This is a genomic window from Humibacillus xanthopallidus, assembly GCF_006717145.1.
In the GTDB taxonomy this organism is placed as follows: domain Bacteria; phylum Actinomycetota; class Actinomycetes; order Actinomycetales; family Dermatophilaceae; genus Humibacillus; species Humibacillus xanthopallidus.
The window spans coordinates 767937-791585 of the sequence record NZ_VFQF01000002.1 but is presented as its reverse complement, the minus strand read 5'-3'; the positions used below and the strand labels follow the sequence as shown (position 1 = coordinate 791585).

Sequence of the window (23649 nt, the reverse complement as noted above, 5' to 3'; positions counted from 1 at the left end):
CGTGGCGGTGCGTGCATGGTTGGTCTCCCGATGGCTGCTGATGCGCGTGTGGGTGCTCAGCACGAACGACGGCATCATCGCCACCGCGAGCCTCCTGCAGGGCTTTGCCGGAGCAGGTGCTGACAACCTGCTGCTCATCACGGCCGCGATGGCTGCGGCCATCGCGGGCGCCCTCGGGGTCGGCGGCGCCAAGTGGGCTGAGTCCGCCGGCGAGCGGGACGCGCAGCTCGCGACCGCCGAGGCCGAAGCGGAGCGGTTGCGCACGCAGCCCGAGGGCGAGCACGCGCAGCTCGTCGCGCACTACGTGGGGCGCGGGCTGACGGTCGAGCTGGCGGAGCAGGTCGCTGACCAGCTCGAGGCCGCGGACCCCCTGGCCGCCCAGCTCGACACCGAGCACAACATCGACGAGATCCCACCGGCCATCCGCCCGGTTCTCGAGGGCCTGCGAGCCGCGGCAGCCTTCGCCATCGGCGCGAGCATCCCGGTCGCCATCACCGTGCTGACGCCCTTCCAGCTCGACACCGTCGCGCTCTTCGTCGCGGCTGGGGTGAGTCTTGCGATCACCTCGGTGCTCGCCGCGCGCTCTGCCCACCTCTCCACATCACGGATGCTGATGCGCACCCTCGTCGTCGGTCTCGGCACCATGGCGGTCAGCTTCGTCGCCGGCGTCGCCATCCTGCCGGAGGCCGACTGACCGAGAGTTCAGCCCATCCCCCCGAAACACGCTCCCCGGGCACGACGGATTGCTCTTTCGATCGGATGATCGCGCGACCCCGGGCACGACGAAATGCGCTTTCGATTGGGGACGGCAGCGGGGCGTCCGTCGGGCGCCTGCGGCTACGTCTGCGGCTAGGGGTGCTGCAGGGCGTTCTCGCCGCCGAGGCCGACGCCGAGGGTGACGCCGTCGACGTCGACCGACCGGTCGTGGCCGGTGCGCACCGTCAGCGGCAGCGTCTCGAGCACGTGCTTGCCGATGCGGCCGTCCTCGGGCAGCTCGATGGGGTAGCGACCGGTGAAGCACGCGGTGCAGAGCTCGTCAGCCGGTTGGTTCGTTGCGCTGATCATGCCCTCTTCGGAGATGTAGCCGAGCGAGTCCGCGCCGATCGAGGCGCGGATCTCCTCGACCTTGAGGCCCGTCGCGATCAGCTCGGCGCGGGTCGCGAAGTCGATGCCGTAGAAGCACGGCCACTGCACGGGCGGCGAGCTGATGCGCACGTGCACCTCGGCCGCGCCGGCCTCGCGCAGCATGCGGATCTGGGCTCGCTGGGTGTTGCCGCGCACGATCGAGTCGTCGACGACGACGAGCCGCTTGCCCCGGATCGTGTGCTCGAGCGGGTTGAGCTTGAGGCGGATGCCGAGCTGGCGCAGGGTCTGCGACGGCTGGATGAAGGTGCGTCCGACATAGGCGTTCTTGACGAAGCCCTGACCGAACGGGATCCCTGACTCCTGCGAATAGCCAACAGCCGCAGGCACACCCGACTCCGGCACCCCGATGACGAGGTCGGCATCGACGGAGTGCTCACGGGCCAGCACGCGGCCCATCTCGACGCGGGCCTCGTGGACGACCCGGCCGCGGATGACGGCGTCGGGGCGCGCGAGGTAGACGTACTCGAACACACATCCCTTGGGCTGCGGCTCGGCGAAGTGGTGCGAGCGGAGGCCGTTCTCGTCGATGGCGATGAGCTCGCCGGGCTCGATCTCGCGGATGACGGAGGCGCCGATCGTCTGCAGCGCGGCGGTCTCGGACGCAACGACCCAGCCGCGCTCGAGGCGGCCGAGCGCGAGGGGACGCACGCCCCAGGGGTCGCGGGCGGCATACAGCGTCGTCTCGTCCATGAAGACGAAGGAGAAGGCGCCCTTGAGCTTGGGCAGCAGCTCGAGAGCGGCCTGCTCGGGGGTGCGGTCCTCGTCGGCGGAGAGCAGCGTCGTGACGAGCGCCGTGTCGGAGGTGTTGCCCCGGGCGAGCTCCCCGGTGACGCGTCCGCTGCCGAAGTGCTCGTCGACGAGGGCCTTGAGCTCGCGGGTGTTGATGAGGTTGCCGTTGTGCGCCAGCGCGAGCGTGCTGTGACCGGTGCCGCCGAGGGTGGGCTGGGCGTTCTCCCACGTCGAGCCGCCGGTCGTCGAGTAGCGGGTGTGCCCGATGGCGAGATGGCCGCGCAGCGAGCTGAGGGCGGTCTCGTCGAAGACCTGCGAGACGAGGCCCATGTCCTTGTAGACGAGGATCTTCTCCCCGTCACCGGTCGCGATGCCCGCCGACTCCTGCCCGCGGTGCTGCAGGGCGTAGAGCCCGAAGTACGTCAGCTTCGCGACGTCCTCTCCCGGGGCCCAGACGCCGAAGACCCCGCAGGCGTCCTGCGGGCCCTTCTCGCCGGGGATGAGGTCATGACCAAGTCGTCCATCGCCACGTGCCACTACCGCAGTCTCCCACACGGATCTCGGAGCGGCCGCCGCCGTGTCAGCGGCCGAACGGCAGGTCGGCCACGACCTCGTAGCGCGGCCGTCGCCCGCGGCCCTCGCCGAGGTGCGACTCGATGAGTGTCGCCCCGCCGGCCACCCACGCGGGGCCCTCGAGGCCCTCGAGGGCCCGGATCCAGCGGGTCGCCTCGGTCGGGCGGCCGAAGCGGCCGAGCGTGAGGTGCGGGTGGAAGCGTGCCCCGTCGGGCGCCGCCCCCACCGAGCTCGCCGAGGAGCGTATGCCGTGTGCGACGGCTCCGAGGTCACCGCGCACCTGCTCGACTCCCGCCCAGAGGACGCGGGCGGCATACGGGCTCGGGAAGGCGCCGGCGCCGGAGAGGCGGAGCACGAGGGGGCTGCGCTTCGCTGCCGACCGGGCGAGTACCTCGGCGAGGTCGTCGAGGCGGCGCTCCGGCACGTCGCCGAGGAAGGCGAGGGTCACGTGCCACTGGTGGCGGTCGGTCCAGCGAACCTCCTCACCGGCCGCACGGCGGGGCTCCAGGTGCTCGTCGAGGTCGTCGAGCACCTCCTCGGGCGGCACCACGGCGACGAAGAGCCTCATGGCCCCTTGGCCGCCTCGGCTGCGGCCTCGACTGCGGCGCCGGAGGCGAGCAGCGCGTCGACATCAGCGATGCCCCACGCCTCGAGGGCGCTGCGGGTGTCGGCCCCCGAGGCGCGCGGCGGCGGTGTGGAGAGGGCACCGGGCGTGCGCGAGAAGCGTGGCGCGGGGGCCGGCTGCACGACGCCGTTGTGCTCGACGTAGGTCCCCCGGGCAGCGAGGTGGGGGTGGTGCGGCGCCTCGGCATAGCTGAGCACGGGCTCGACACAGGCGTCGGTGCCCCCGAGCAGGGCGGTCCACTCGTCGCGGGTGCGGGTGGCGAACGTGGCGGCCAGCAGGGCGCGCAGGGCAGGCCACTGGCGCGGGTCGAGCCGGTCGGGCGCGGTGTCCCCGATGCCGAGCAGCCGCAACAGCTCGGCGTAGAAGGGCTGCTCGAGCGGCCCCACCGCGAGCCAGCCCCCGTCGCTCGTCTCGTAGACGTCATAGAAGGGGGCGCCGGTGTCGAGCAGGTTGGTGCCGCGCTGGTCGGACCACAGACCGCTCGAGACGAGGCCGACGACGAGCGCCGAGACGTGCGCCGTGCCGTCGACGATCGCGGCGTCGACGACCTGGCCGCGGCCGCTCGTGCGCGCCTCGAGGAGGGCGGCCAGCACCCCGACCGCGAGATAGAGCGCTCCGCCGCCGAAGTCGCCGACGAGGTTGACGGGCACCTGCGGCGGGCCGCCGGCGCGGCCGATGGCTCCGAGGGCGCCGGTGATCGCGACGTAGCCGATGTCGTGCCCGGCGGCCTGGGCGAGCGGGCCGTCCTGTCCCCAGCCGGTCATCCGGCCATAGACGAGGGCTGTGTTGAGCGCGAGGCAGTCGTCGGGCCCGAGCCCGAGCCGCTCGGCGACGCCCGGCCGGTAGCCCTCGACGAGGACGTCGGCCTGCGCCACGAGCTGCCGTGCCGTCGCGAGCCCGTCGGGGTGCTTGAGGTCGAGCACGACGGAGGGCCGCCCGCGGCGCAGCAGGTCGGCCTCTGGCGGCATCGGCACCGGCAACGGCGGCACACCCGGCCGGTCGAGCCGGATGACGTCGGCGCCGAGGTCGGCGAGCAGCATGCAGGCGAAGGGGGCCGGGCCGATGCCGGCGAGCTCGACGACACGCACGCCCGCGAGGGGGCCGGCGCCCGTCACGAGCGTTCGCGACCCGATCGGTCGAGCAGGATGCCGAAGATGCCGGCGAGCCCGGCACCGAGGAGGGCGCCGAAGGCACCGAGGAAGAGCGCGCCGGTCGCCGCGGAGTAGCCGCGAACGTCGTCGCCCACCAGCGAGATGACCGCGCCGACGACGAAGCCGAGGAGCGCGCCGGTGATGAGGAAGCGCTTGAAGTTCGGGACGCGAGGCGCCGAGCGCCCGTCAGGGGAGGTGGTCACACCCCAAGGTTAAGCGAGTGGAGCGGAAGAAGTCCGTCCAGGTGCGCCCGCTGCCCGCTGGCTCGCACGAGGGCGGCCGCGACGGCGTCCTCCCACGTGAGGTCACCGACGGCCAGGCGCAGCCACGTGGCCCCGTCGGTCTCGATGACGTTGGGCGGGGTGCCCCGCGTGTGCACCGGACCCTCAATGCACTGGACCGCTCCGTGCGGGGGCACCCGGACCTCCACCGTGCGGCCGGGGGCCGTCGTCGCGAGCTCGTCGAGGGTGTAGCGGACCGCGGTGCCGGTCGTGCGCCGGTCGGCGCTCCAGCCGGCCGAGCGGCATACCTCGAGGGCGGCGCGGCCCTCCGCGACAGGGGTTCGACGGCGGGGAGGCATGCCCAGCAGGCTAACCCCGCCCACCGACGGCGCCGAGCCGGTATGCCGTGCCGCCGGCTCGCGCTCCCCGGTGAGCCGGCGTGCCCCGCGCCTCTCGGACGGGCTGCTCAGCGCAGGCGCGGGAGGACGTCGGCCGCGACCTGTTCGAGCACGTCACGGGCGCCTCGGTAGGGGTCGTCGTCGCGTGGCCAGTGCGTGATGACGTCGGTGAAGCCGAGGGCCTCGGCCCGGCCGACGGCGTCCTCGAACGCGGCGGCGCTCGTCAGCGAGAAGGTCGGCGCGGTGTCGAGGTTGAGGTAGCGGGCGAGGGTCTCGGGGGCGCGGCCGGCGGCGTCGAGGGCGCCGTCGACCCGGCTGGACAGGTCGCCGACGAGTGACCACCAGGCGTCGTCGGTGTCGGCGGTGCCGCCGTAGGTCATCCAGCCGTCGGCGCGGTCGACGGCGAGCCGGACCGTGCGCGGACCGTTGGCGGCCACGATGAGCGGCACCCGGTTGCCACCCTCGGCGCCGCGCACCGGACCGGGCAGGGTGCGCACGTCGCGAGCGCTGTAGAAGCGGCCGTCGACGGTCACGTGGTCGTCGCGGAGGAGACGGTCGAGCAGGTCCGTGAACTCGTGGAAGCGGTCGACGCGGGCCTTGAGCGGCAGGTCCTCACCCATGATGCGGGCGTCGAGGTCGCCCCCGCTGCCGATGCCGAGGAGGAAGCGCCCACCCGAGATGTCGTCGAGGGCGAGCACCTCGCGCATGAGCTGCACGGGGTGGTGGTTGTTGGGCGAGGTGACGAAGGTGCCGAGGCCGATGCGGCCGGTGACGGCTGCCGCCGCGGCGAGGGTGGGCACCGCCGCGAACCACGGGGAGTCGGGTAGCCCGCCCCACGTGACGTGGTCGAACGTCCACGCGTGGTCGAAGCCGAGCTCCTCCGCCTCACGCCACCGCGGCTCGGCGACCGACCACGTGTGCTCGGGCAGGATCGTCAGACCGAATCGCATGCCACCGACCGTAGCCTGTCGTGGTGACACCGATCTGGGATGCCGAGTCCGTCCTCGCCGCCTCCAACGAGTGGGCCTGGGTGCCTGAGTACGCCCGCAGCGTGCGGACCGACGAGTACCTCGTCGTGGCCTACCCGCCGACCTACCTCACACCGACGAGCGCCCGGCTGACCGGTTCCGACCGCGAGCCGGCGCAGATCGTCGACGAAGTGCACGGAGTGGCCCGCGACCTCGGCCGCGAGCGCCTCTGGTGGACTCTCTCGGACACGAGCCGCCCGGCGGGCCTCGAGGCCGAGCTCGTGCGGCGCGGCGCGCAGGTCGTCGAACGTATGGACGTGCTCGGCCTCGATCTCACCGGCGGCGTGCCCGAGGTCGCACCCGGCGCCGAGGTCACGGTCACCCGCGTGCGCGACCGTGACGGCGTGCGCGACGCGCTCGTGCTCAGCCAGAGCGCCTTCGGCGGGTCGGCACCCGACGACGAGGAGATCGACCGCGGGCTCGTCGAGATCGCACGGGGCCTCGACGACGACAGCGTCGGCCGGGTCGTCGCCTCCGTCGCCGGGCGGCCGGCGAGCACGGGCGGCTGGGGCATCGTCGGGCCCGTGTGCCGGCTGTGGGGCGGCGGCACCCATCCGGACCTTCGGGGGCTCGGTGCCTACCGGGCCGTGCTCCGCGCCCGGCTCGACGTCGCCGTGCGCTCCGGCGCGACCCTGGCCCTGACCCACGGGAGGGTCGACACCTCCTCACCGATCCTTCGGGCGCTGGGCTTCCGTCGCTACGGCGAGCAGCGCCAGCTCGTCATCGACCTGTGAGCGACCGATGACCGAGCACGTGACGCTCGAGTGGGACGAGCGCGGCGGGGTCAGCGTGCACATGGACGGGTCGCCCCAGTCGCACGTGCAGCCCGACGACCCGACCCTTCTCGTCTTCGAGTACGTCCAGCACCTCGCCCTCGCCATCGACGCACTGCCGCCCGGACCGCTCGGGGTCACCCACGTCGGCGGCGCCGGGCTCACCCTCCCCCGTTGGGTCGAGGCGACGCGGCCAGGCTCACCACAGATCGTCCTGGAGCCGGACGAGGCCCTGACGGCACTGGTGCGCAAGGAGATTCCGCTCCCCCGTCGGCACCGGATCCGCGTGCGACCCGTCGACGGGCTCACCGGGGTGCGTGCGCTCGGCGACGCCTCAGCGGACGTCGTCGTGACCGATGCGTATGCCGGAGGGTGCGTCCCAGCCGAACTCACCTCTGCGGCATACGTGCTCGAGGTCGATCGAGTGCTGAAGCGGGATGGGATGGCGTTGTGGAACCTCGCCGACGAGCCCGGAATGCGTTATGTCGCCAGGGTTCTCGCGACAGTCCGTCAGTCGCTGCCCCACGTCGCCCTGATCGCGACACACGAGGTGCTGAAGAGCAAGCGCTTCGGCAACTCGGTCGTCGTGGCGAGCCCTGCGCCGCTCCCCCTCGAGAGGCTGCGGCGAGACGTCGCACGCGCCCACCTCCCCACCGGGCTGCGCGAGGGCGCGGCCCTCGAGCGTCTCGTCGCCGGCGCAAAGCCCTTTGACTCCAAGGGAATGCAGAGCCCGCCACCCCCCGAGACAGGGAGGTGGCGGGCCCGTTGACACCCGTCGGGGTCAGCTCACGGGCTGGCCCGGCTTGATGTTGCGGTCGGCCGGGATGTCGGCGTAGCCGCCGAGTCCCCCGTTGCCGTACGTGCGGTCGACCTTGGTCGTGTCACCCTTGATGATCATGCGCACCGTCGGGCCGAGCGTGCCGCCCCGGCGGAAGTTGTCCTTCGTGCCGATCGTGTCGATGAAGGACTGCACGAGGCCACCGGGCATGACGTAGTGCGAGTAGGACTGGAACGCACCCGGGTGCTGGTTGTAGTCCGGGTCGAACGGGAAGCCCTGGTTGAAGTTGAGGTTCGTCGGGTTGCCGAGCGCGAGGCCCGAGCCGCGGTTGACGGGCAGGAAGTCGCTGCGAATGCCGTTGCCGACGAAGCCGTAGACGCCCTCAGGACCGTCGACACCGGCCGCGAACGTGCTGCGGTGGCTGATGGTGAAGAGGTAGTACTTGCCGTCCTTCAGGTAGATCTGAGGCCGCTCCGTCTGGTCGGTGACGCAGTTGGCCGACAGGATCGGCGGCAGGAAGTGCCACTTCGTCAGCTCCTTGTTGTCGGCCACGGCGAGACCGACGTTCGCCATCTGCAGGTGGGCGTTGCGGTCCATGACCTCGTCCGGGGTCTCCGTGTACGGGTCCCCGGGCTGGTAGCCCATGTCGCCGGTCGTGCAGGCGCGGGTCCCACGCTGCGTGGCCGTGTTGCCCTCGAAGACCATGTAGGTCTTGCCCGGGTGGGCCGGGTCCTGGAAGGTGAACGGGTCGCGGAAGTTGTAGTAGGGGTTCTGCGCGCCGTTCTGGTAGTACGTGCCGTCGGGCCTGAGCAGCTCGTTGTGCGTCGTGAAGCCGCCGAACCACACGCCCTTGTCGTTGGCGAAGATCTTGCCCGGCGACATCATGATGCGCGCGTCCGCAGGCTTGGTGTCCTGGCCGGCAGCGTTGCGGTAGAAGGCGACAGCCGTGTAGAAGACCTTGACCTCACCGTTCTTGAAGATGCGGGTCGAGCCCGACCACTCGGTCTGGTGCGAGAAGGACTGGTCCTCGAAGACCTTGCCGGACAGGCCCTTCGGGAAGACGAGTCCGCCATAGGTCCAGCCGCCGTTCTCCGGGCGCTGCGACGACGGCACGCCGGCCTTGCGGAAGAAGTAGCCGAGCTTGGCGTAGGTGTGGCGGTCGTCGAACCCGAGCTTGCGGTCGGCGACGAGCGAGAAGACGACCTCCCAGCCCTTGTAGCTGTACTGGTGGGCGGCGGCGTCGGTGAGGGGCCAGGTGTCCCAGACCCAGACCTTGCCGTTGCTCATGTCGGGGAAGCTCTGCGGGACGGTCGGCGCCGTGTAGTCCTCTGGCATCGAGTTCTGGCGCGAGCCGGCCGTCGGGTCCGACATCGCCTTGATCTGGCGGGCGTCGGCCCTGGTCCACTTCGCGGTGAAGCCGGAGGCCGGGTCGTAGGCCTTCTGGGAGTGGGGGGTGGGCTCGGGGAAGCCGGGGACGGCCTGGACGGACGGCGCAGCCGCCGCCCGAGGAGCCGCGGTGGCGCCGGCTCCTGCGGTGGCGACGAGCGCGGCTGCTGCCACGCCTGCCGCAAGCGCTCCCTTGAGGAAGCGGTGGTGGAGGAACATCATCTTCTGCCCTTCGATGGCTCGCCGCGGGGGGCGAGGTGTCGGGTGTGACGAGATCGAGTTCCAGGTGCGGCACCGACGATAGAGGCGCCATGACAACGTTGTCCAACCGAAATGACCCGTAGCGGCCTGATGTCCGCAACGGGTCTCATGATGTGGAATCGTTACTTTTGCGTAGATCGCGCCTCCCCTACGTTCGAGGTGACGTGAGGCTCTGGTTTGCTCCCGATCTGGCTTCCAGGTGCGGGCCCGCGTCCAGGGCGCGGATGCCTCCCCACGCAGGGACGGGAGGCATCCGCGCCACTCTTTTGCCCGGCTCCCCCCATCAGAGTCGTCGCCCGACGACCCCGGCTCGAGCTCGGAGATGACATCGTTGACACAGCAACCTTCGCTGACGCGTCGCAGCCTGCTCGGTGCGGGTCTCGGCGCGATCGGCCTCACCGCCCTGGCGGCCTGCACCGCCACGGCTCCGGCTGACGGCGTGCGGCCGGCCCCCGATGTCCCCGACGCCACTGACGCCCCCGACAGCTCCTTCGTGAGGCCCGAGAGCGCCGACGTCGACCGCCCCGGCTACCACCTGACCCCGCCCTCGCACTGGATGAACGACCCCCAGCGACCGCTGCTCCTCGGCGGGCTCTGGCACCTGTGGTACCTCCACAACACCGACCACCCGCACGGCAACGGCACCGAGTGGCGGCTCGCGACGAGCCCCGACCTCGTCACCTGGCGCGACGGCGGCACCTCGATCCGCAAGTACGTCGACGCGCTGGGAGACGTCGAGTCGGGCAGCGCCGTCGTCGACACGGAGGGGGTCGCCGGCCTCGGCGCCGGCGCCGTTCTCGCCTTCGCCACCCAGCAGGCCGACGGCGTACAGCGCCAGTCCCTCTACGTGTCCCACGACCTCGGGCGCACCTTCACCCCTGCTCCGGGCAACCCGACGATCGACAACCCGGGTACGCCGCAGAGCCGGGACTTCCGTGACCCCAAGGTGATTCGCGACGAGGCCCACGACCAGTGGGTCATGCTGCTGGCCGAGGGGCACCGCATCGGCTTCTACACCTCGACCGACCTGCGCACCTGGGCCTACCGGTCCGACTGGAGCGTCGACGATCTCGGCACCCTCGAGTGCCCCGATCTCTTCGAGCTCGAGCTCGACGGTGATCCTTCGCGGCGCACCTGGGTGCTCCTGGCCAGCGCCAACGGGGAGTCCCAGGGCCGCACGACGGGAGTCGCGCACTGGACGGGGGTGTGGGACGGCACCCGCTTCACTGGTGACGGCGCCTCCGCGCGCTGGCTCGACCACGGGCCGGACTTCTACGCCGCCGTCACCTGGGCGCCGGACGACACCGACCGACCCACGGCCCGCTGGTGCCTCGGCTGGCTCGACAACTGGGCCTACGCCATGGCCCGACGTGGCAGCTCCTTCGCCGGCGGCGCGCAGTCGGTCGTGCGCCGCGTCGAGCTCGTCACCGGGCCGGGCGGGGTGCCGCAGCTCGTGAGCGCTCCCCTCGACGCCCTCGATGCCGTCACCGGGCCGCGAGTTCCCCTGAGCGGTATGCCGTCCGGCCCGTCCGCGTCCCCGGCTCGCGTCGCGGGCACCCACCGTTTCGAGCGGCCGACGCCGAGCGACAGCCTGCGGCTGGACCTCGACATCGAGTCGGGCGCTCCCTACCGTCTGCGCCTGCTCGACCGCGGCGCGGCCTCCGCGACCGTCACCGTCGAGCCCGCCGACCTCCGGGTCGCTGTCGACCGGGCGTCTGGGTCACCCGCGACGGGCGTCCTCGGCCCGACGTGGACTGCCCGGCACGTCGGCGACCTTGCACCGCAGGCACGCCCGGGTCTGCGCACGCGAATGTCCCTGCTCATCGACCGCGGCACGCTCGAGTGCTTCGTCGACGGCGGAGCAGTGTGCCTCTCGGCAGCCAGCGGCCTGGGCGAGGTCGTCGCCATCGAGCTCGAGGCCGACGGATCGGCCCTCGTGCACTCCGCGACCGCAGCCCCGATCCGGACGGTCCAGCTCGACTGACACGTCCCCTGACGCACCGCGCGCCTCGGCACCGGGCGGGCTCGCGCCGCCACGGCGGCACTGCGGTGACACGACGACGGCCCCACCCGGCATACGGGAGGGGCCGTCGCGATGACGAGCGGGGCTCAGCTGCCGAAGACCGCCGGCATCGTGAAGGTGTGGGCCGACTCGAGCTCCGACACCGACAGCGAGAAGAGCCCGGCGATCTCGAGGTCGCGACCACCCGTGGCGCCGATGCGGCGGTGCGGCACCTCGACGAGCAGCGCCTCGAACTGCGCGGCGTTGCCGGCCGGTACCGCGACGAGCGCGCGGGCGCTCGACTCGGAGAAGAGAGCGGTGAAGGCGTCGAGGATGTTGCCCTCGGCGTCGACCCCGACCTGGTCGAGACCGTCGATCGTCGCGCCGACGCCGTGGCGCATGCACGCCTCGGCGAGCGCGATGGCGAGGCCGCCCTCGGAGAGGTCGTGCGCCGCCTCGACGAGCCCGGCCTCGGCCGCGGCGACGAGGGCTGTGCCGAGGGCCTGCTCGGCGGCGAGGTCGACCACTGGAGGCAGCCCACCGAGGTGCTTGTGGATGACGTGCGCCCACTCGGAGCCGTCGAGCTCGGCGCGCGTCGTGCCGAGGAGGTAGATGTGCGCGCCGTCCGTGCGGAAGCCCGAACGCGACCGCTTCGACACGTCGGGCATGACGCCGAGCACCCCGACGACGGGGGTCGGGTGGATCGCGACGTCGCCCGTCTGGTTGTAGAAGCTGACGTTGCCTCCGGTCACGGGGATGCCGAGGAACTTGCAGCCCTCGGCGATGCCGCGGATCGACTCGCGGAACTGCCACATGACACCCGGGTCCTCGGGCGAGCCGAAGTTGAGGCAGTCGGTGACGGCGAGCGGCGCGGCACCCGCGGTGGCGACGTTGCGGTAGGCCTCGGCGAGCGCGAGCTGGGCGCCGGTGTAGGGGTCGAGCTTGGCGAAGCGGCCGTTGCAGTCGGTCGCGACGGCAACCCCGCGGCCCGTCTCCTCGTCGACGCGCACGACGCCCGCGTCGTCGGGCTGCGACAGCGCGGTGTTGCCGAGGACGTAGCGGTCGTACTGGTCGGTGACCCACGACTTGTCGCAGAGGTTGGGCGAGCCGATGAGCGTCAGCAGCTGCGCCTTGATGTCCTCGCCCATCTCGGGGCGCGCGAGCGCCGCGGCGCCGTCGGCGTTGAGGGCGTCGAGGTATGCCGGCCGGCTGAGCGGGCGGTGGTAGGTCGGCCCGTCGTGGGCGACCGAGCGTGGCGGCACGTCGACGATGACCTCGCCGTGCCAGGTGATGACGAGCCGGTCGCCGTCGGTGACCTCGCCGATGACGGTGGCCTCGACGTCCCACTTGTCGGTGATCGCCATGAACTCGTCGAGCTTGTCGGGCTCGACGATGGCCATCATGCGCTCCTGCGACTCCGACATGAGGATCTCGTGCGGCTGCAGGCTCGCGTCGCGCAGCGGCACGAGGTCGAGGGCGACACGCATACCGCCGTCACCGTTGGAGGCGAGCTCGCTGGTGGCACAGGAGAGCCCGGCCCCGCCGAGGTCCTGGATGCCGTCGACAACGTGCGCGGCATAGAGGTCGAGGCAGCACTCGATGAGCACCTTCTCTGCGAAGGGGTCGCCGACCTGAACGGCCGGGCGCTTGGCCGGGCCGCCGGAGTCGAACGTCTCGGAGGCGAGCACGGAGACGCCACCGATGCCGTCGCCGCCGGTCTTGGCGCCGAAGAGGATCACCTTGTTGCCGACACCGGTCGCCTTGGCGAGGTGGATGTCCTCGACGCGCATCGCGCCGACGCAGAGGGCGTTGACGAGCGGGTTGCCCTGGTAGCAGTCGTCGAAGACGACCTCGCCGCCGATGTTGGGCAGGCCGAGGCAGTTGCCGTAGCCGCCGACCCCCGCGACGATGCCCGGCAGGACGCGCTGGGTGTCGGGGTGGTGGAGGTTGCCGAAGCGGAGCGGGTCCATGACGGCGATCGGCCGCGCGCCCATCGACATGATGTCGCGCACGATGCCGCCGACACCGGTCGCGGCGCCCTGGTAGGGCTCGACGTAGCTCGGGTGGTTGTGCGACTCGACCTTGAAGGTCACGGCCCAGCCGTCGCCGATGTCGACCACGCCGGCGTTCTCACCGATGCCGACGAGGAGCTTCTCGCGCATCTCGTCGGTGGTGTTCTCGCCCCAGAGCTTGAAGTGCACCTTGCTCGACTTGTAGGAGCAGTGCTCGCTCCACATGACGGAGTACATCGCGAGCTCGGCGATCGTCGGTCGGCGGTCGATGATCCCGCGGATGCTGGCGTACTCGTCGCCCTTGAGCCCGAGCTCCGACCAGGGCTGGTAGACGTCGGGCGTGCGGGCTGCGAGCTCGACGGTGTCGAGGCTGGCGGGCGGCGCGGCTGCCGTGGCCTGCGCATCGGCGCTGGGCTGGGTCTGCTCGTCGGTGGTGGTCATCGCGTCAGGCCTTTGCTGCGGTCTCGAGGGCGTGCTTGAGGATCGAGGTGAAGAAACCCCGGCCGTCGAGGCTCGGGCCGTAGCCCTCCTCGACCGCGTGCTCCGGGTGCGGCATGAGGCCCACGACGTTGCCACGCTCGTTGGTGATGCCGGCGATGTGGCGGTAGGAGCCGTTGGGGTTGCGCCCCTCGGCATCGGGCACGTAGCGGAAGACGACGCGCCCCTCCCCCTCGAGACGGTCGAGGGTCTCGTCGTCGGCGACGAAGCCACCCTCGCCGTTCTTCAGCACGATCGTGATCTCCTGGCCGACCTCGTAGTCGGAGGTCCAGGCCGTCGAGGTGTTCTCGACGACGAGGCGGGAGTCGACGCAGTTGAACTTGCGGTGGTCGTTGCGGATGAGGGCACCGGGCAGCAGGTGGCTCTCGGTCAGCACCTGGAAGCCGTTGCAGATGCCGAGCACCGGCAGACCGCCCTGGGCCGCGGGCACGAGGACGTCCATGACCGGGGCGAAGCGGGCGATGGCGCCGCACCGGAGGTAGTCGCCGTAGGAGAAGCCGCCGGGGAGGATGACGGCGTCGACGCCCCTGAGGTCGTCGTCGCCGTGCCACAGCGGCACCGACTCGCCGCCGCACTCGCGCACGGCGCGGGCGGCGTCACGGTCGTCGAGCGATCCGGGGAAGGTGACGACCCCGATCCTCACTTGGACTCGTCCTCGCTCGCCACGTCGCCGCGGGCCTCCTCGGCCGAGTCATCGGCCTCCTCGGCCTTCGCCTTGTGGCCCTTCGCCTGGCCGCCGCTCTCGTCGACGGCCGCCGGGGCAGCCGGGCCGCCGTCGCCGTCCGCGCTCTCCAGCACGTGGACGGCCACGACGTCCTCGATGACCGGGTTGGAGAGCAGCTTGTCAGCGGCCTCACGTGCCGCAGCGAGGTGCTCCTCGGTGACGTCACCGTCAACGGTGAGCACGAACCGCTTGCCCTGACGGACATCGGTGAACCCCTCGAAGCCGAGGCGCGGGAGTGCCCCGCCGACGGCCTGCCCCTGCGGGTCGAGAATCTCGGGCTTGAGCATGACGTCGACGACGATGCTTCCCATCGGTGTGGTTCTCCCTGTTGCTGGATGGGGCGACCGGCTGGTGCTCCGATCGAGACGACGGAAGTCTATCGGGCCGGCAGCCGCCTCCCCGCCTGCCGCCCGCATCGCGGAGGTGGCACCACCCACGGCGGGACCTTCTCCCCTTGCCGGCTGCCGTGAGGTGCGCGTTCCTGAGAGGGGGTGCGACATGACTGATATCCGAAGGACGCCACCCGAAGCCGGGACGGTGAGCGCCACACCCACGCGGGCCCCCCGGACCGCCTGGGCCGACAACCTCAAGGTCGTGCTCGTCGCCGGTGTCATCGCGGCGCACGTGACCATGGCCTGGACGGGCGTCGGCAACTGGGTCTTCGAGGAACCGCCGGTCCGCGAGCCCCTCCTGACGCTGCTGACCCTCGTCGCGGCAGTGGTCTCCCTCTTCGGCCTGCCGCTCTTCTTCCTCCTCGCCGGCTACTTCACCCCGCGGTCGTTCGAGCGCAAGGGGCCGCAGCGCTTCATCGCGGACCGGGCCCTGCGCCTCCTCGTGCCCATGCTCGCCTTCATCGTGCTGCTGAGCCCGTGGATCGAGTTCGTCGACCCCAGCAACGCCGGCTGGACCCAGGGGTTCTGGGCCTTCGTCCCCCACGTGCTGTGGCCGCCGGCCGCGGGGCCGACGTGGTTCCTCGGCGTCCTCTTCGTCCTCTCGGCCGGGTACGCCGTGGTCCGCACACGGTGGCCGCGGCGCGCCTCTGCCCCCCTGCGCCTGCAGCACCTCCTCGCCCTGGCCGCGCTCGTCGCCGTCGCCTCCTGGATCGTGCGCCTGTGGGTGCCCCTGGGCGAGGAGCGGTGGCGCCTCGCTCTCGGCCAGTCCCCCGGTTGGTTGGCCGGCTTCGCGCTCGGCGTGCTGGCTGCCGAGCGCGGTTGGTTGCCGCTCGAGCGCGACCTGGCCGGCCGCATACGGCACGTGGCATGGGCGGGGCTCCTGCTGAGCGTCGTCACGATCGCCGTGAGCGGCCCGCTGGGCTACGCGATGGAGCTCTACCTCGGCGGGGGCACCTGGCAGGCCGCGCTGCTGGCCGCGGCCGAGGGCCTCATCATCGCAACGGCACCGCTCTGGGTCGTCGACCTCTTCCAGCGACGTTTCGACCGTCAGGGGCCGCTGGGTCGCCGGCTGAGCCGCTCCGCCTTCGCCGCCTTCCTCGTGCACCAGGGCGTTCTCGTCGGCCTCGTCCTCGGCTCTCGAGAGGTCGGCGCCATCCCGGAGGTCTCCTACCTCGCTGTGGTCACGCTCGGCCTCGCCGGCTCGTTCGGCCTCGGGTGGCTCCTGACGAAGCTGCCCGGGGTGCGTCGCATCGTCTGACTCCCCCGCCGCGGGTCGGCAAAGGGTCAGAAGCGCTCGCCGGTCAGCAGCTCGTAGGCCTCGACGTACTTCGCCCGCGTCTGCTCGACGACGGAGGAGGGCAGCTCGGGCGGCGCCTCGCCGCTCCGGCGGTCCCAGCCTGACTCGGGCGACGTCAGCCAGTCGCGGACGAACTGCTTGTCATAGGACGGCTGGGTGCGTCCGGGCTGCCAGGCTGCGGTTGGCCAGAAGCGCGACGAGTCGGGGGTCAGCACCTCGTCGGCGAGCACGAGCCCGCCGGAGCCGTCCGGCGCGACCCCGAACTCCACCTTCGTGTCGGCGATGAGGATGCCGCGCTCGGCGGCGATCTCGTTGCCACGGGCGAGGATCGCTCGCGTCAGCCGCGACACCTCGGCCGCCACCTCCGCACCGAGCTCGGCCTCGACCTCGGCCGGCGACATCGGCAGGTCGTGCTCGCCCACCGGCGCCTTGGTCGTGGGGGTGAAGACGGGCTCGGGCAGCTTCGACCCGTCCTCGAGCCCCTGCGGCAGCACGACACCGCAGACGGCCCCGGTCTCGCGGTACTCCTCGAGCCCGCCGCCCGTGAGGTAGGCCCGGGCGATGGCCTCGACCTTGAGCATCTCGAGCTTGCGCACGAGCACCGCCCGGCCGGCCACCGCGGCGGGCACCTCGGTCGAGACGACGTGGTTGGGCACGAGGTCGGCGAGCTGGTCGAACCACCAGAGCGACAGACGCGTCAGCACCTCACCCTTGTCGGGGATCTCGGGCGACATCATCCAGTCGTAGGCCGACAGGCGGTTGGAGGCGACGAGGAGGAGCCGGTCGGGCACGACCTGACCGTCCGAACCGACCGGCGCGTAGAGGTCGCGCACCTTGCCGGAGTAGACGTGCTGGTAGCCGGGCAGGTCGAGCGCGTTCATGACGCCCCTCCGATCGTGATGTCGCCGCGCTCGGCGCGCAGGGCGATGTCGGTGCGGTGGTGCGAGCCCGCGAGCTCGATGACCGCCACCGCGTCGTATGCCGCCCGCCTGGCCTTCGCGAGCGTCGGCGCCACCGCGACGACGTCGAGGACGCGGCCGCCGGCCGACACGAGCGCCCCCGTGTCGTCGAGCCGCGTGCCCGCATGGAGCACGGTCACCCCGGGCACCTCGGCCGCGGCGTCGAGCCCGGTGATGGGGTCGCCGGTGCGCGGCGACGAGGGGTAGCCCTGCGCCGCGACGACCACGACGACGGCCCGGTCGTCTGCCCAGCGCAGCCGCCCGAACTGGGCGAGCCCACCGGTCGCCGCGGCGTGCAGCAGCTGGGCGAAGGGCGTCTCGAGCCGGGCGAGCGACGCCTGGCCGTCAGGGTCGCCGAAGCGCGCGTTGAACTCGATGACCCGCAGCCCGCGTGAGGTGAGGGCCAGCCCGACGTAGAGCACGCCGACGAAAGGCGTTCCGCGGCGGCGCATCTCGTCGATCGTCGGCTGCGCGACCCGGCGCACGACGTCGTCGGCCAGCCCCTCGGGCGCCCAGTCGAGCGGCGAGTAGGCCCCCATCCCACCGGTGTTGAGGCCGGCGTCGTCGTCACCGACGCGCTTGAAGTCCTGGGCCGGCGAGAGCGCCACGACGGACGTGCCGTCGCTGATGCAGAAGACCGACACCTCAGGCCCGTCGAGGAACTCCTCGACGACGAGGCGCCCGTCGGGCTTGGCGAGGCAGGCCCGAGCGTGCTCGACCGCCTCCTCTCGCGAGTCGGTGACGACGACGCCCTTGCCGGCGGCGAGCCCGTCGTCCTTGACGACGTGCGGGGCGCCGAGCGCGTCGAGCGCGGCCTCGACCTCGTCCATCGTCGTGCACACGTGGGCCAGGGCGGTCGGCACGTCGGCGGCGGCCATGACCTCCTTGGCGAAGGACTTGCTCCCCTCGAGACGCGCGGCCTCGGCGGAGGGCCCGAAGACGGCGAACCCGGCTGCACGGCATACGTCGGCGACGCCTGCGACGAGCGGCGCCTCGGGGCCCACGACGACGAGGTCGACCTCGTGCTCGCGGGCCAGGGCAGCGACCGCCTGGCCGTCGAGGATGTCGACCGGGACGCACAGCGCCGTCGCGTCGATGCCGGGGTTGCCGGGCGCCGCGATCACCGCGTCGACCTCCGGATCGGCCGCAACGGCCTTGACGAGTGCGTGTTCGCGGGCGCCTGAGCCGAGCACGAGGACCTTCACGGCGCCCAGCCTAGGGTGAGGCGAGGCGCGCCAGCAGGCCTGCCCGGACCGTGGGCCACTCGTCGACGAGGATCGAGTGCACCGCGGAGTCGCGCCACGTGCCGTCGGGCCGCCGCACGTCGCGCCGCGTGACGCCCTCGAAGACGGCTCCGAGCTTGAGGATGGCCGCGCGCGACCGGGCGTTGATGACGTCGGTCTGGATCTTGACGCGGCCGAAGCCGCACGTCTCGAAGGCGTGCTCGAGCAGGAGCAGCTTGCACTCCGGGTTGACCTCGGTGCCCCACCAGCGCGAGCCGTACATCGTCCACCCGAGGTGCACGTGCTCGCGCACCGTGTCGACGTCACCGAGCGAGCTCGACCCGACGACGGTGCCCGCCGCACCGAGGGCGCCGTCCCCGACGAGACGCACGGTGTATGCCGTCCGGCCGGCTCGGCGCGCAGCGATGCCGTCCGCGACGAGAGCCTCTGTCTCGGAGAGCGACGTGTGCGGCCGCATCATCGCGAATCCCTGTTCGTAGCAGCGCTGGTCCGAGTAGACGGCGAAGAGCCCGGCAGCATCTGCGGGCTGCATCGGATCGAGCCGGACGAAGCGGCCGACGAGGGGCTCGCCGGTGGGAGGGATACAGGCAGGGACGGGCATGCGATGACAGTAGACTTGATGGTTCCCGCGCCGCCCGTGCGGCGCCCGCCGAACGCTGGGACGTCAGTGAGCACCTCCAACGCAGCATCGCACCGGTCGACCACCACCGGTGAACCTCGCACCGTGACCTCTTCCGGCACGCCGCCGCGCCGGGGCGGCGGCGTGCACGTGACCGACGACGTCGCGAGCGAGATCGCCGTCGAGCAGGCGCACGTCGACCGTGTCCACGAGGAGCTCGAGAAGGCCGGCCACCGGGCCGACGTCGTGCAGGCCGAAGGCCTTGCGCGGGGCCACATCGCCAAGTCCGCGGAGGTCGGCATGGAGGAGGCCGCGGGCCTCTTCGAGCGCGATGCCCTGATGTTCCACGCCGCAAAGCGGCGCACCGCTCTCGACACCCAGTACGAAGGCCTCGTCTTCGGCCGCCTCGACCTCGACCACGCCCTGCTGCGCGAGGCGGCGGCCCGCGCCAACGGACACGGCGGCAGTGGCGGTGCCGCTGACGGCAGCTCTGACAGCAGCCGCGAGGGCGACGCCCGCCCCGACGACCGCGAGGTGCGCTACATCGGCCGCCTCGGGGTGCGTGACGACGACTACGAGCCGCTCGTCATCGACTGGCGCGCTCCCGCGGCCTCCGCCTTCTACCGCGCGACGCCGGCCCAGCCCATGGGGGTCCTGCGCCGCCGGGTGCTGCGCAGCCGCGGAGCCACCGTCATCGGCATCGAGGACGACCTCATGGTGCCGGAGCCGCCCGACGACCTCGTCGTCGTCGGTGACGGCGCCCTGATGGCCGCCCTGACCCGCAGTCGCGGCGAGCGCATGCGCGACATCGTCGCGACGATCCAGGCCCACCAGGACGAGGCGATCCGCGCCAGCGCGCGCGGGGTCACCGAGATCACCGGAGGCCCGGGCACCGGCAAGACGGTCGTCGCACTGCACCGGGCGGCATACCTGCTCTACTCGGAGCGACGACGCTTCGAGTCGGGCGGCATCCTCGTCGTGGGCCCCTCCGGCGCCTACACGGCGTACATCGAGCGGGTGCTGCCCTCGCTCGGCGAGGACAGCGTCACCCTCCGGGCGCTCGGTGACGTCATCGACGCCATGCACGCCGAGCGGCTCGACCCGCCGGAGGTCGCGCGCCTCAAGGGCTCCATGCGGATCCGTCCGCTGCTCTCCGCGGCTGCGCGCGGTCGCGTCCCCGACGCCCCGACGGAGCTGCGGGTCATGGTCGCGGGACGCGCGGTGCGCCTCGAGGCCCGGGCCCTCGACCGGGTGCGTTCGCAGGTGCTGCGCCAGCACCAGCGCAACGCCGCGACCACGGTCGCCCAGGCCGCTCTCGGCGAGGCCGCGTGGGCGAGCCTCGGGGTGACGGGTGAGCGCGACGCCAAGGCCGAGTTCATGGACAAGTGGGAGGACCACCTCGACATCGAGTCCTTCATGGAGCAGTGGTGGCCGCAGGTGGACCCGCGCGAGGTGCTGCTGTGGCTGGCCGACCCCGAGCTCGTCCGGCGTCACGCGCGCGGCTCGCTCTCGCCCGCCGACGCCGAGCTGCTCGCCGCCTCCTTCACGACCGCGCTCGAGACCGGCACGTGGTCGGTGGCCGACGTGGCGCTCGTCGACGACCTCGCCGGGCGTGTCGGCCCGGTCAAGGAGAAGGAGCCGGAGGAGCGCGGCTTCTACGAGATCGAGGAGTTCGACGACCTCACCCAGTACGGCGTCACGGAGGTCCAGCCGGTCAACCGGCCGGAGCGTGAGGACACGTCGCACACCCGCTCGTCCGACCCGCGTGAGCGCCTGCTGGCCGGGCGCATCGGCAAGCCCGACGACTACGCCCACGTGCTCGTCGACGAGGCGCAGGACCTCTCCCCCATGCAGTGGCGGATGATCGGCCTGCGCGGACGGACCGCGTCGTGGACCGTCGTCGGTGACGCCGCGCAGGCGTCCTGGCCCGACCCCACCGAGGCGACGGCTGCGCGTGAGGAGGCCTACGGCCGTCAGGCGCGCCAGCTCTTCCACATGGACACGAACTATCGCAACGCGCGCGAGATCTTCGACTACGCCGCCGAGGTCGTGCGCCGCGAGGTGCCCGACGCCGACATCCCGCAGGCGGTGCGCGAGACCGGCATCCACCCGCTCGAGGCGCCGCTGGGCGGGGACGCCGCGGCGTCGGTGCGGGCGGCTGTCGTGGAGCTGCTCGGCCAGGTCGACGGGTCGATCGCGGTCATCACCCCGTCGGCGTATGCCGCCCGGCTCGCCCCGCTCTCGGAGCTGGCCCACGACGGGTTCGAGGGACGCGTCCAGGTCGTCGACCCGATGTCGACGAAGGGGCTCGAGTACGACGCGACCGTCGTCGTCGACCCTCGCGAGATCGTGCGCGAGTCGCCAGGTGGGGTGCGCGTGCTCTACGTCGCGCTGACTCGCGCCGCCCACCGCATGACGGTGCTCTCGCCCGCGGAGTAAGAGTTCGGTCGGGCAAGGTAAAGACTTGTTCAAGGAATGCCGACTTGGTCAGCGGCGCCCCACTGCACAGGCGATGATGGTCAAGACGTCGACGGCAGTGCGAATTCACCCTCCCCGCCGGTCTACCCCCCGAGACCCAGTCGACGTCCGGCGCCGTCCCGCCCCCCAATGAGGACGCGCTCGGGCGAGGGACGAGACCCACCCCCCCAGGGTCTCGCCCCTCGCCCGCACTCTGCCCGGCGCCGTCGTGCGCCCGGAGAGTCCGGTGGAGGTGCCCACTCGGCCGTTCGTGAGTCGAGTGGCCACCTCCCCCCAATCGAGAGAGCACTCCGTCGGGCCATCCCCTTGACAGCGCACGCCAGGGCAATCGAGAGAGCACTCCGTCGGCTCACCCCACTCGAAGAGCACTCCGTCGGGCCATCCCATCGACAGCGCACACCGGGCAATCGAGAGAGCACTCCGTCGCCCCTCTCCCAATCGAGAGAGCACTTCGTCGGCCCTCATGGCGGGTCGCTTTGGGGCGGATTGGACCGAAAGCCACCCGCATCCTGTGAGCAACCTGAGAGCCGAGCCGTGCTTCATTCATTTCTTCTTCAAGCACTGGTAAACCTTGGCCCGAGCCTCTGGCGCCGACCCACCGCCACGCACGACGGTGTCGACACGATCAGACCGATCGTCTCGGGGGACCGACCGGTAGCCAGGAGTTCACACCTTGACGAAGAAGCGCCTCATCACGACGGTCGCCACCGCCGCGATCGCCGCCACCGCTCTCGCCACCATCGCCACGAGCGGTGCGCAGGCAGCACCCCCGGCCGCTGCGGGGAGCAGCGGCATCGACCGGGCGGTCGCCGCGGCCACCACCCACGGAGCGGCCTTCGGCCTCGACCGGGACCAGGCCCTCTCGAGCCGAAGCGTCGCGACCGACCCCGACGGCACCACCCACGTCCGCTTCGACCGGACCTTCAAGGGTCTGCCGGTCATCGGCGGCGACCTCGTCGTCCACACCGACAAGGATGGCGGCTGGAAGGGCGTCAATGCAGCCTCGACCTCCGTCCGGGTCGCCTCGACCACCCCGACCGTTGCCGCCGCAACCGCGGCGCAGACCGCCGCCGGCACGGCCGACTTCACGGTGCGGACGTCGAAGCCCACCCTCGCCGTCTACGCCTACGGCACGGCCCGCCTCGTCTGGAAGACCCAGGTCGACGGCGTGGGCGCCCACCAGGAGCCCGCCGGCAAGGTCGTCTTCGTCGACGCTCGCACTGGCGCCGTCGTCGACCAGTGGGCGACCGAGATCAACGACGTCGGCTCGGGCAGCAGCCTGTACCTCGGCACCGTCAGCCTGCAGACCACGCTCTCGGGCGGCAGCTACCAGCTGGTCGACGCCACGCGCGGCGGCGCCCGCACCGAGGACGGCAACAACGGCTCGACGTCCTCGACGACCGGCACGCTCTTCACCGACGCCGACAACGCCTGGGGCAACGGCTCGAACAGCAACCGGCAGACCGCAGCTGTCGACGCCGACTTCGGCGTGGGCGCGACGTGGGACTTCTACAAGAACACGTTCGGCCGCAACGGCATCAAGAACGACGGCAAGGGGGCTCGCAGCCTCGTCCACGTCGGCAGCAACTGGGTCAACGCCTCGTGGAGCGACACGTGCTTCTGCATGCGCTACGGCGACGGTGACGGCGTCAGCTACGGCCCGCTCGTCTCGCTCGACGTGGCCGGTCACGAGATGACGCACGGCGTGACGGCCGCGACGGCCAACCTCGCCTACCGCCGTGAGTCCGGTGGCCTCAACGAGTCGACCTCTGACGTCATGGGCACGATGGTCGAGTTCACGGCCAAGACCGGAGACACCCCGGACTACCTCATCGGTGAGACCTTCGCGCTCAAGTCGACCGTCAAGCCGCTGCGCTACATGGACCAGCCCAGCAAGGACGGCGCGTCGGCGAACTGCTGGAGCAAGAGCGTCGGCAACCTCGACGTGCACTACTCCTCGGGCGTCGGCAACCACCTCTTCTACCTGCTGTCCGAGGGCAGCGGCAAGAAGACCATCAACAACGTGAGCTACGACAGCCCGACCTGCAACGGGTCCACGGTCGTCGGCATCACCAATACCAAGGCGGCCGCCATCTGGTACCGCGCCCTCACGACCTACTGGACCTCGTCGACGACCTACGCCGGCGCCCGCGCCGGCATGCTCTCGGCGGCGAAGGACCTCTACGGCGCCGGTAGCGCGGAGTACAACGCGACCGCTGCCGCCTGGTCGGCCGTCAACGTCAACTGACGCGTCGCCACGCATGAAGGAGGGGCCGCTCGACCGTTCGTGGGTCGGGCGGCCCCTCCCGTATGCCGCACCCACCCGATCGACGGAGCGCTCGCTCCCCCGTCGCC

At 71.8% G+C, this 23649-nt stretch carries 19 protein-coding genes and 1 pseudogene; 7 read left to right on the top strand and 13 right to left on the bottom strand.

Going from position 1 to position 23649, the window contains the following annotated elements; all coding sequences use genetic code 11:
- The first annotated feature begins 7 nt into the window (after window positions 1–7).
- Window positions 8–694, top strand: coding sequence for a VIT1/CCC1 transporter family protein (locus FHX52_RS14460; protein WP_221630605.1), 687 nt, complete (start codon window positions 8–10; stop codon window positions 692–694).
- Window positions 695–849: 155 nt separating this feature from the next.
- Here FHX52_RS14460 and purF read toward each other — a convergent pair whose 3' ends face one another.
- From purF to FHX52_RS14430, 6 genes are all read right to left on the bottom strand, one after another.
- Window positions 850–2412, bottom strand: a complete 1563-nt coding sequence (gene purF / locus FHX52_RS14455; RefSeq protein WP_185747294.1) for an amidophosphoribosyltransferase — start codon at window positions 2410–2412, stop codon at window positions 850–852.
- Between the two features lie 43 nt (window positions 2413–2455).
- Window positions 2456–3016: an RNA 2',3'-cyclic phosphodiesterase gene (thpR, locus tag FHX52_RS14450; RefSeq protein WP_141823047.1), complete on the bottom strand. Its 561-nt coding sequence runs from the start codon at window positions 3014–3016 to the stop codon at window positions 2456–2458.
- Entirely contained in the window at window positions 3013–4161 is a 1149-nt protein-coding gene (locus FHX52_RS14445; RefSeq protein WP_281288009.1) for a CaiB/BaiF CoA transferase family protein, read from the bottom strand. Before FHX52_RS14445 ends, thpR begins: the two co-directional genes overlap by 4 nt.
- 23 nt (window positions 4162–4184) lie before the next feature.
- The gene (locus FHX52_RS14440; protein WP_141823045.1) at window positions 4185–4427 is read right to left on the bottom strand and encodes a hypothetical protein; all 243 of its coding nucleotides are present in this window, start codon (window positions 4425–4427) and stop codon (window positions 4185–4187) included.
- On the bottom strand, window positions 4424–4804 hold the full coding sequence (locus FHX52_RS14435; protein ID WP_141823044.1) for a sterol carrier family protein: 381 nt from the start codon (window positions 4802–4804) through the stop codon (window positions 4424–4426). Before FHX52_RS14435 ends, FHX52_RS14440 begins: the two co-directional genes overlap by 4 nt.
- A gap of 107 nt (window positions 4805–4911) precedes the next feature.
- Window positions 4912–5793, bottom strand: coding sequence for an LLM class flavin-dependent oxidoreductase (locus FHX52_RS14430; RefSeq protein ID WP_141823043.1), 882 nt, complete (start codon window positions 5791–5793; stop codon window positions 4912–4914).
- Window positions 5794–5816: 23 nt separating this feature from the next.
- Here FHX52_RS14430 and FHX52_RS14425 point away from each other — a divergent pair, with 23 nt between their 5' ends.
- Both FHX52_RS14425 and FHX52_RS14420 read left to right on the top strand, forming a co-directional pair.
- Complete coding sequence (locus FHX52_RS14425; RefSeq protein ID WP_141823042.1) at window positions 5817–6605, top strand: GNAT family N-acetyltransferase; 789 nt, start codon at window positions 5817–5819, stop codon at window positions 6603–6605.
- A 7-nt stretch (window positions 6606–6612) separates the two neighbouring features.
- On the top strand, window positions 6613–7413 hold the full coding sequence (locus FHX52_RS14420; protein WP_246069975.1) for a spermidine synthase: 801 nt from the start codon (window positions 6613–6615) through the stop codon (window positions 7411–7413).
- A 12-nt stretch (window positions 7414–7425) separates the two neighbouring features.
- Here FHX52_RS14420 and FHX52_RS14415 read toward each other — a convergent pair whose 3' ends face one another.
- Window positions 7426–9030, bottom strand: a complete 1605-nt coding sequence (locus FHX52_RS14415) for a glycoside hydrolase family 68 protein (RefSeq protein ID WP_141823041.1) — start codon at window positions 9028–9030, stop codon at window positions 7426–7428.
- 370 nt (window positions 9031–9400) lie between these two features.
- Here FHX52_RS14415 and FHX52_RS14410 point away from each other — a divergent pair, with 370 nt between their 5' ends.
- A complete protein-coding gene (locus FHX52_RS14410; RefSeq protein WP_141823040.1) occupies window positions 9401–11053 on the top strand; it encodes a glycoside hydrolase family 32 protein in 1653 nt (550 codons plus the stop codon).
- A gap of 125 nt (window positions 11054–11178) precedes the next feature.
- Here the strand turns inward: FHX52_RS14410 and purL are convergent, their stop codons facing one another.
- From purL to purS, 3 genes and pseudogenes are all read right to left on the bottom strand, one after another.
- On the bottom strand, window positions 11179–13524 hold the full coding sequence (gene purL / locus FHX52_RS14405; RefSeq protein WP_141823039.1) for a phosphoribosylformylglycinamidine synthase subunit PurL: 2346 nt from the start codon (window positions 13522–13524) through the stop codon (window positions 11179–11181).
- 4 nt (window positions 13525–13528) lie between these two features.
- Entirely contained in the window at window positions 13529–14224 is a 696-nt protein-coding gene (gene purQ, locus FHX52_RS14400; RefSeq protein WP_141823038.1) for a phosphoribosylformylglycinamidine synthase subunit PurQ, read from the bottom strand.
- Window positions 14225–14370: 146 nt separating this feature from the next.
- A pseudogene (gene purS, locus FHX52_RS14395) lies at window positions 14371–14616 on the bottom strand (phosphoribosylformylglycinamidine synthase subunit PurS); the annotation flags it as partial.
- A 226-nt stretch (window positions 14617–14842) separates the two neighbouring features.
- Here purS and FHX52_RS14390 point away from each other — a divergent pair.
- Window positions 14843–15955: an acyltransferase family protein gene (locus tag FHX52_RS14390; protein ID WP_185747293.1), complete on the top strand. Its 1113-nt coding sequence runs from the start codon at window positions 14843–14845 to the stop codon at window positions 15953–15955.
- A 26-nt stretch (window positions 15956–15981) separates the two neighbouring features.
- Here FHX52_RS14390 and FHX52_RS14385 read toward each other — a convergent pair whose 3' ends face one another.
- The 3 genes from FHX52_RS14385 to FHX52_RS14375 are packed head-to-tail and all read right to left on the bottom strand — an operon-like array spanning window position 15982 to window position 18798.
- Window positions 15982–16875: a phosphoribosylaminoimidazolesuccinocarboxamide synthase gene (locus FHX52_RS14385; RefSeq protein ID WP_141823036.1), complete on the bottom strand. Its 894-nt coding sequence runs from the start codon at window positions 16873–16875 to the stop codon at window positions 15982–15984.
- The gene (gene purD, locus FHX52_RS14380) at window positions 16872–18158 is read right to left on the bottom strand and encodes a phosphoribosylamine--glycine ligase (protein ID WP_141823035.1); all 1287 of its coding nucleotides are present in this window, start codon (window positions 18156–18158) and stop codon (window positions 16872–16874) included. The genes FHX52_RS14385 and purD overlap by 4 nt, the downstream gene beginning before the upstream one ends.
- 10 nt (window positions 18159–18168) lie before the next feature.
- Complete coding sequence (locus FHX52_RS14375; RefSeq protein ID WP_141823034.1) at window positions 18169–18798, bottom strand: GNAT family N-acetyltransferase; 630 nt, start codon at window positions 18796–18798, stop codon at window positions 18169–18171.
- A gap of 18 nt (window positions 18799–18816) precedes the next feature.
- On the opposite strand from FHX52_RS14375, the gene FHX52_RS14370 reads away from it, so the two are divergent.
- Both FHX52_RS14370 and FHX52_RS14365 read left to right on the top strand, forming a co-directional pair.
- Window positions 18817–21255, top strand: a complete 2439-nt coding sequence (locus FHX52_RS14370) for a HelD family protein (protein ID WP_141823033.1) — start codon at window positions 18817–18819, stop codon at window positions 21253–21255.
- Window positions 21256–21967: 712 nt separating this feature from the next.
- On the top strand, window positions 21968–23542 hold the full coding sequence (locus FHX52_RS14365) for a M4 family metallopeptidase (RefSeq protein ID WP_185747292.1): 1575 nt from the start codon (window positions 21968–21970) through the stop codon (window positions 23540–23542).
- Window positions 23543–23649: the final 107 nt, after the last annotated feature.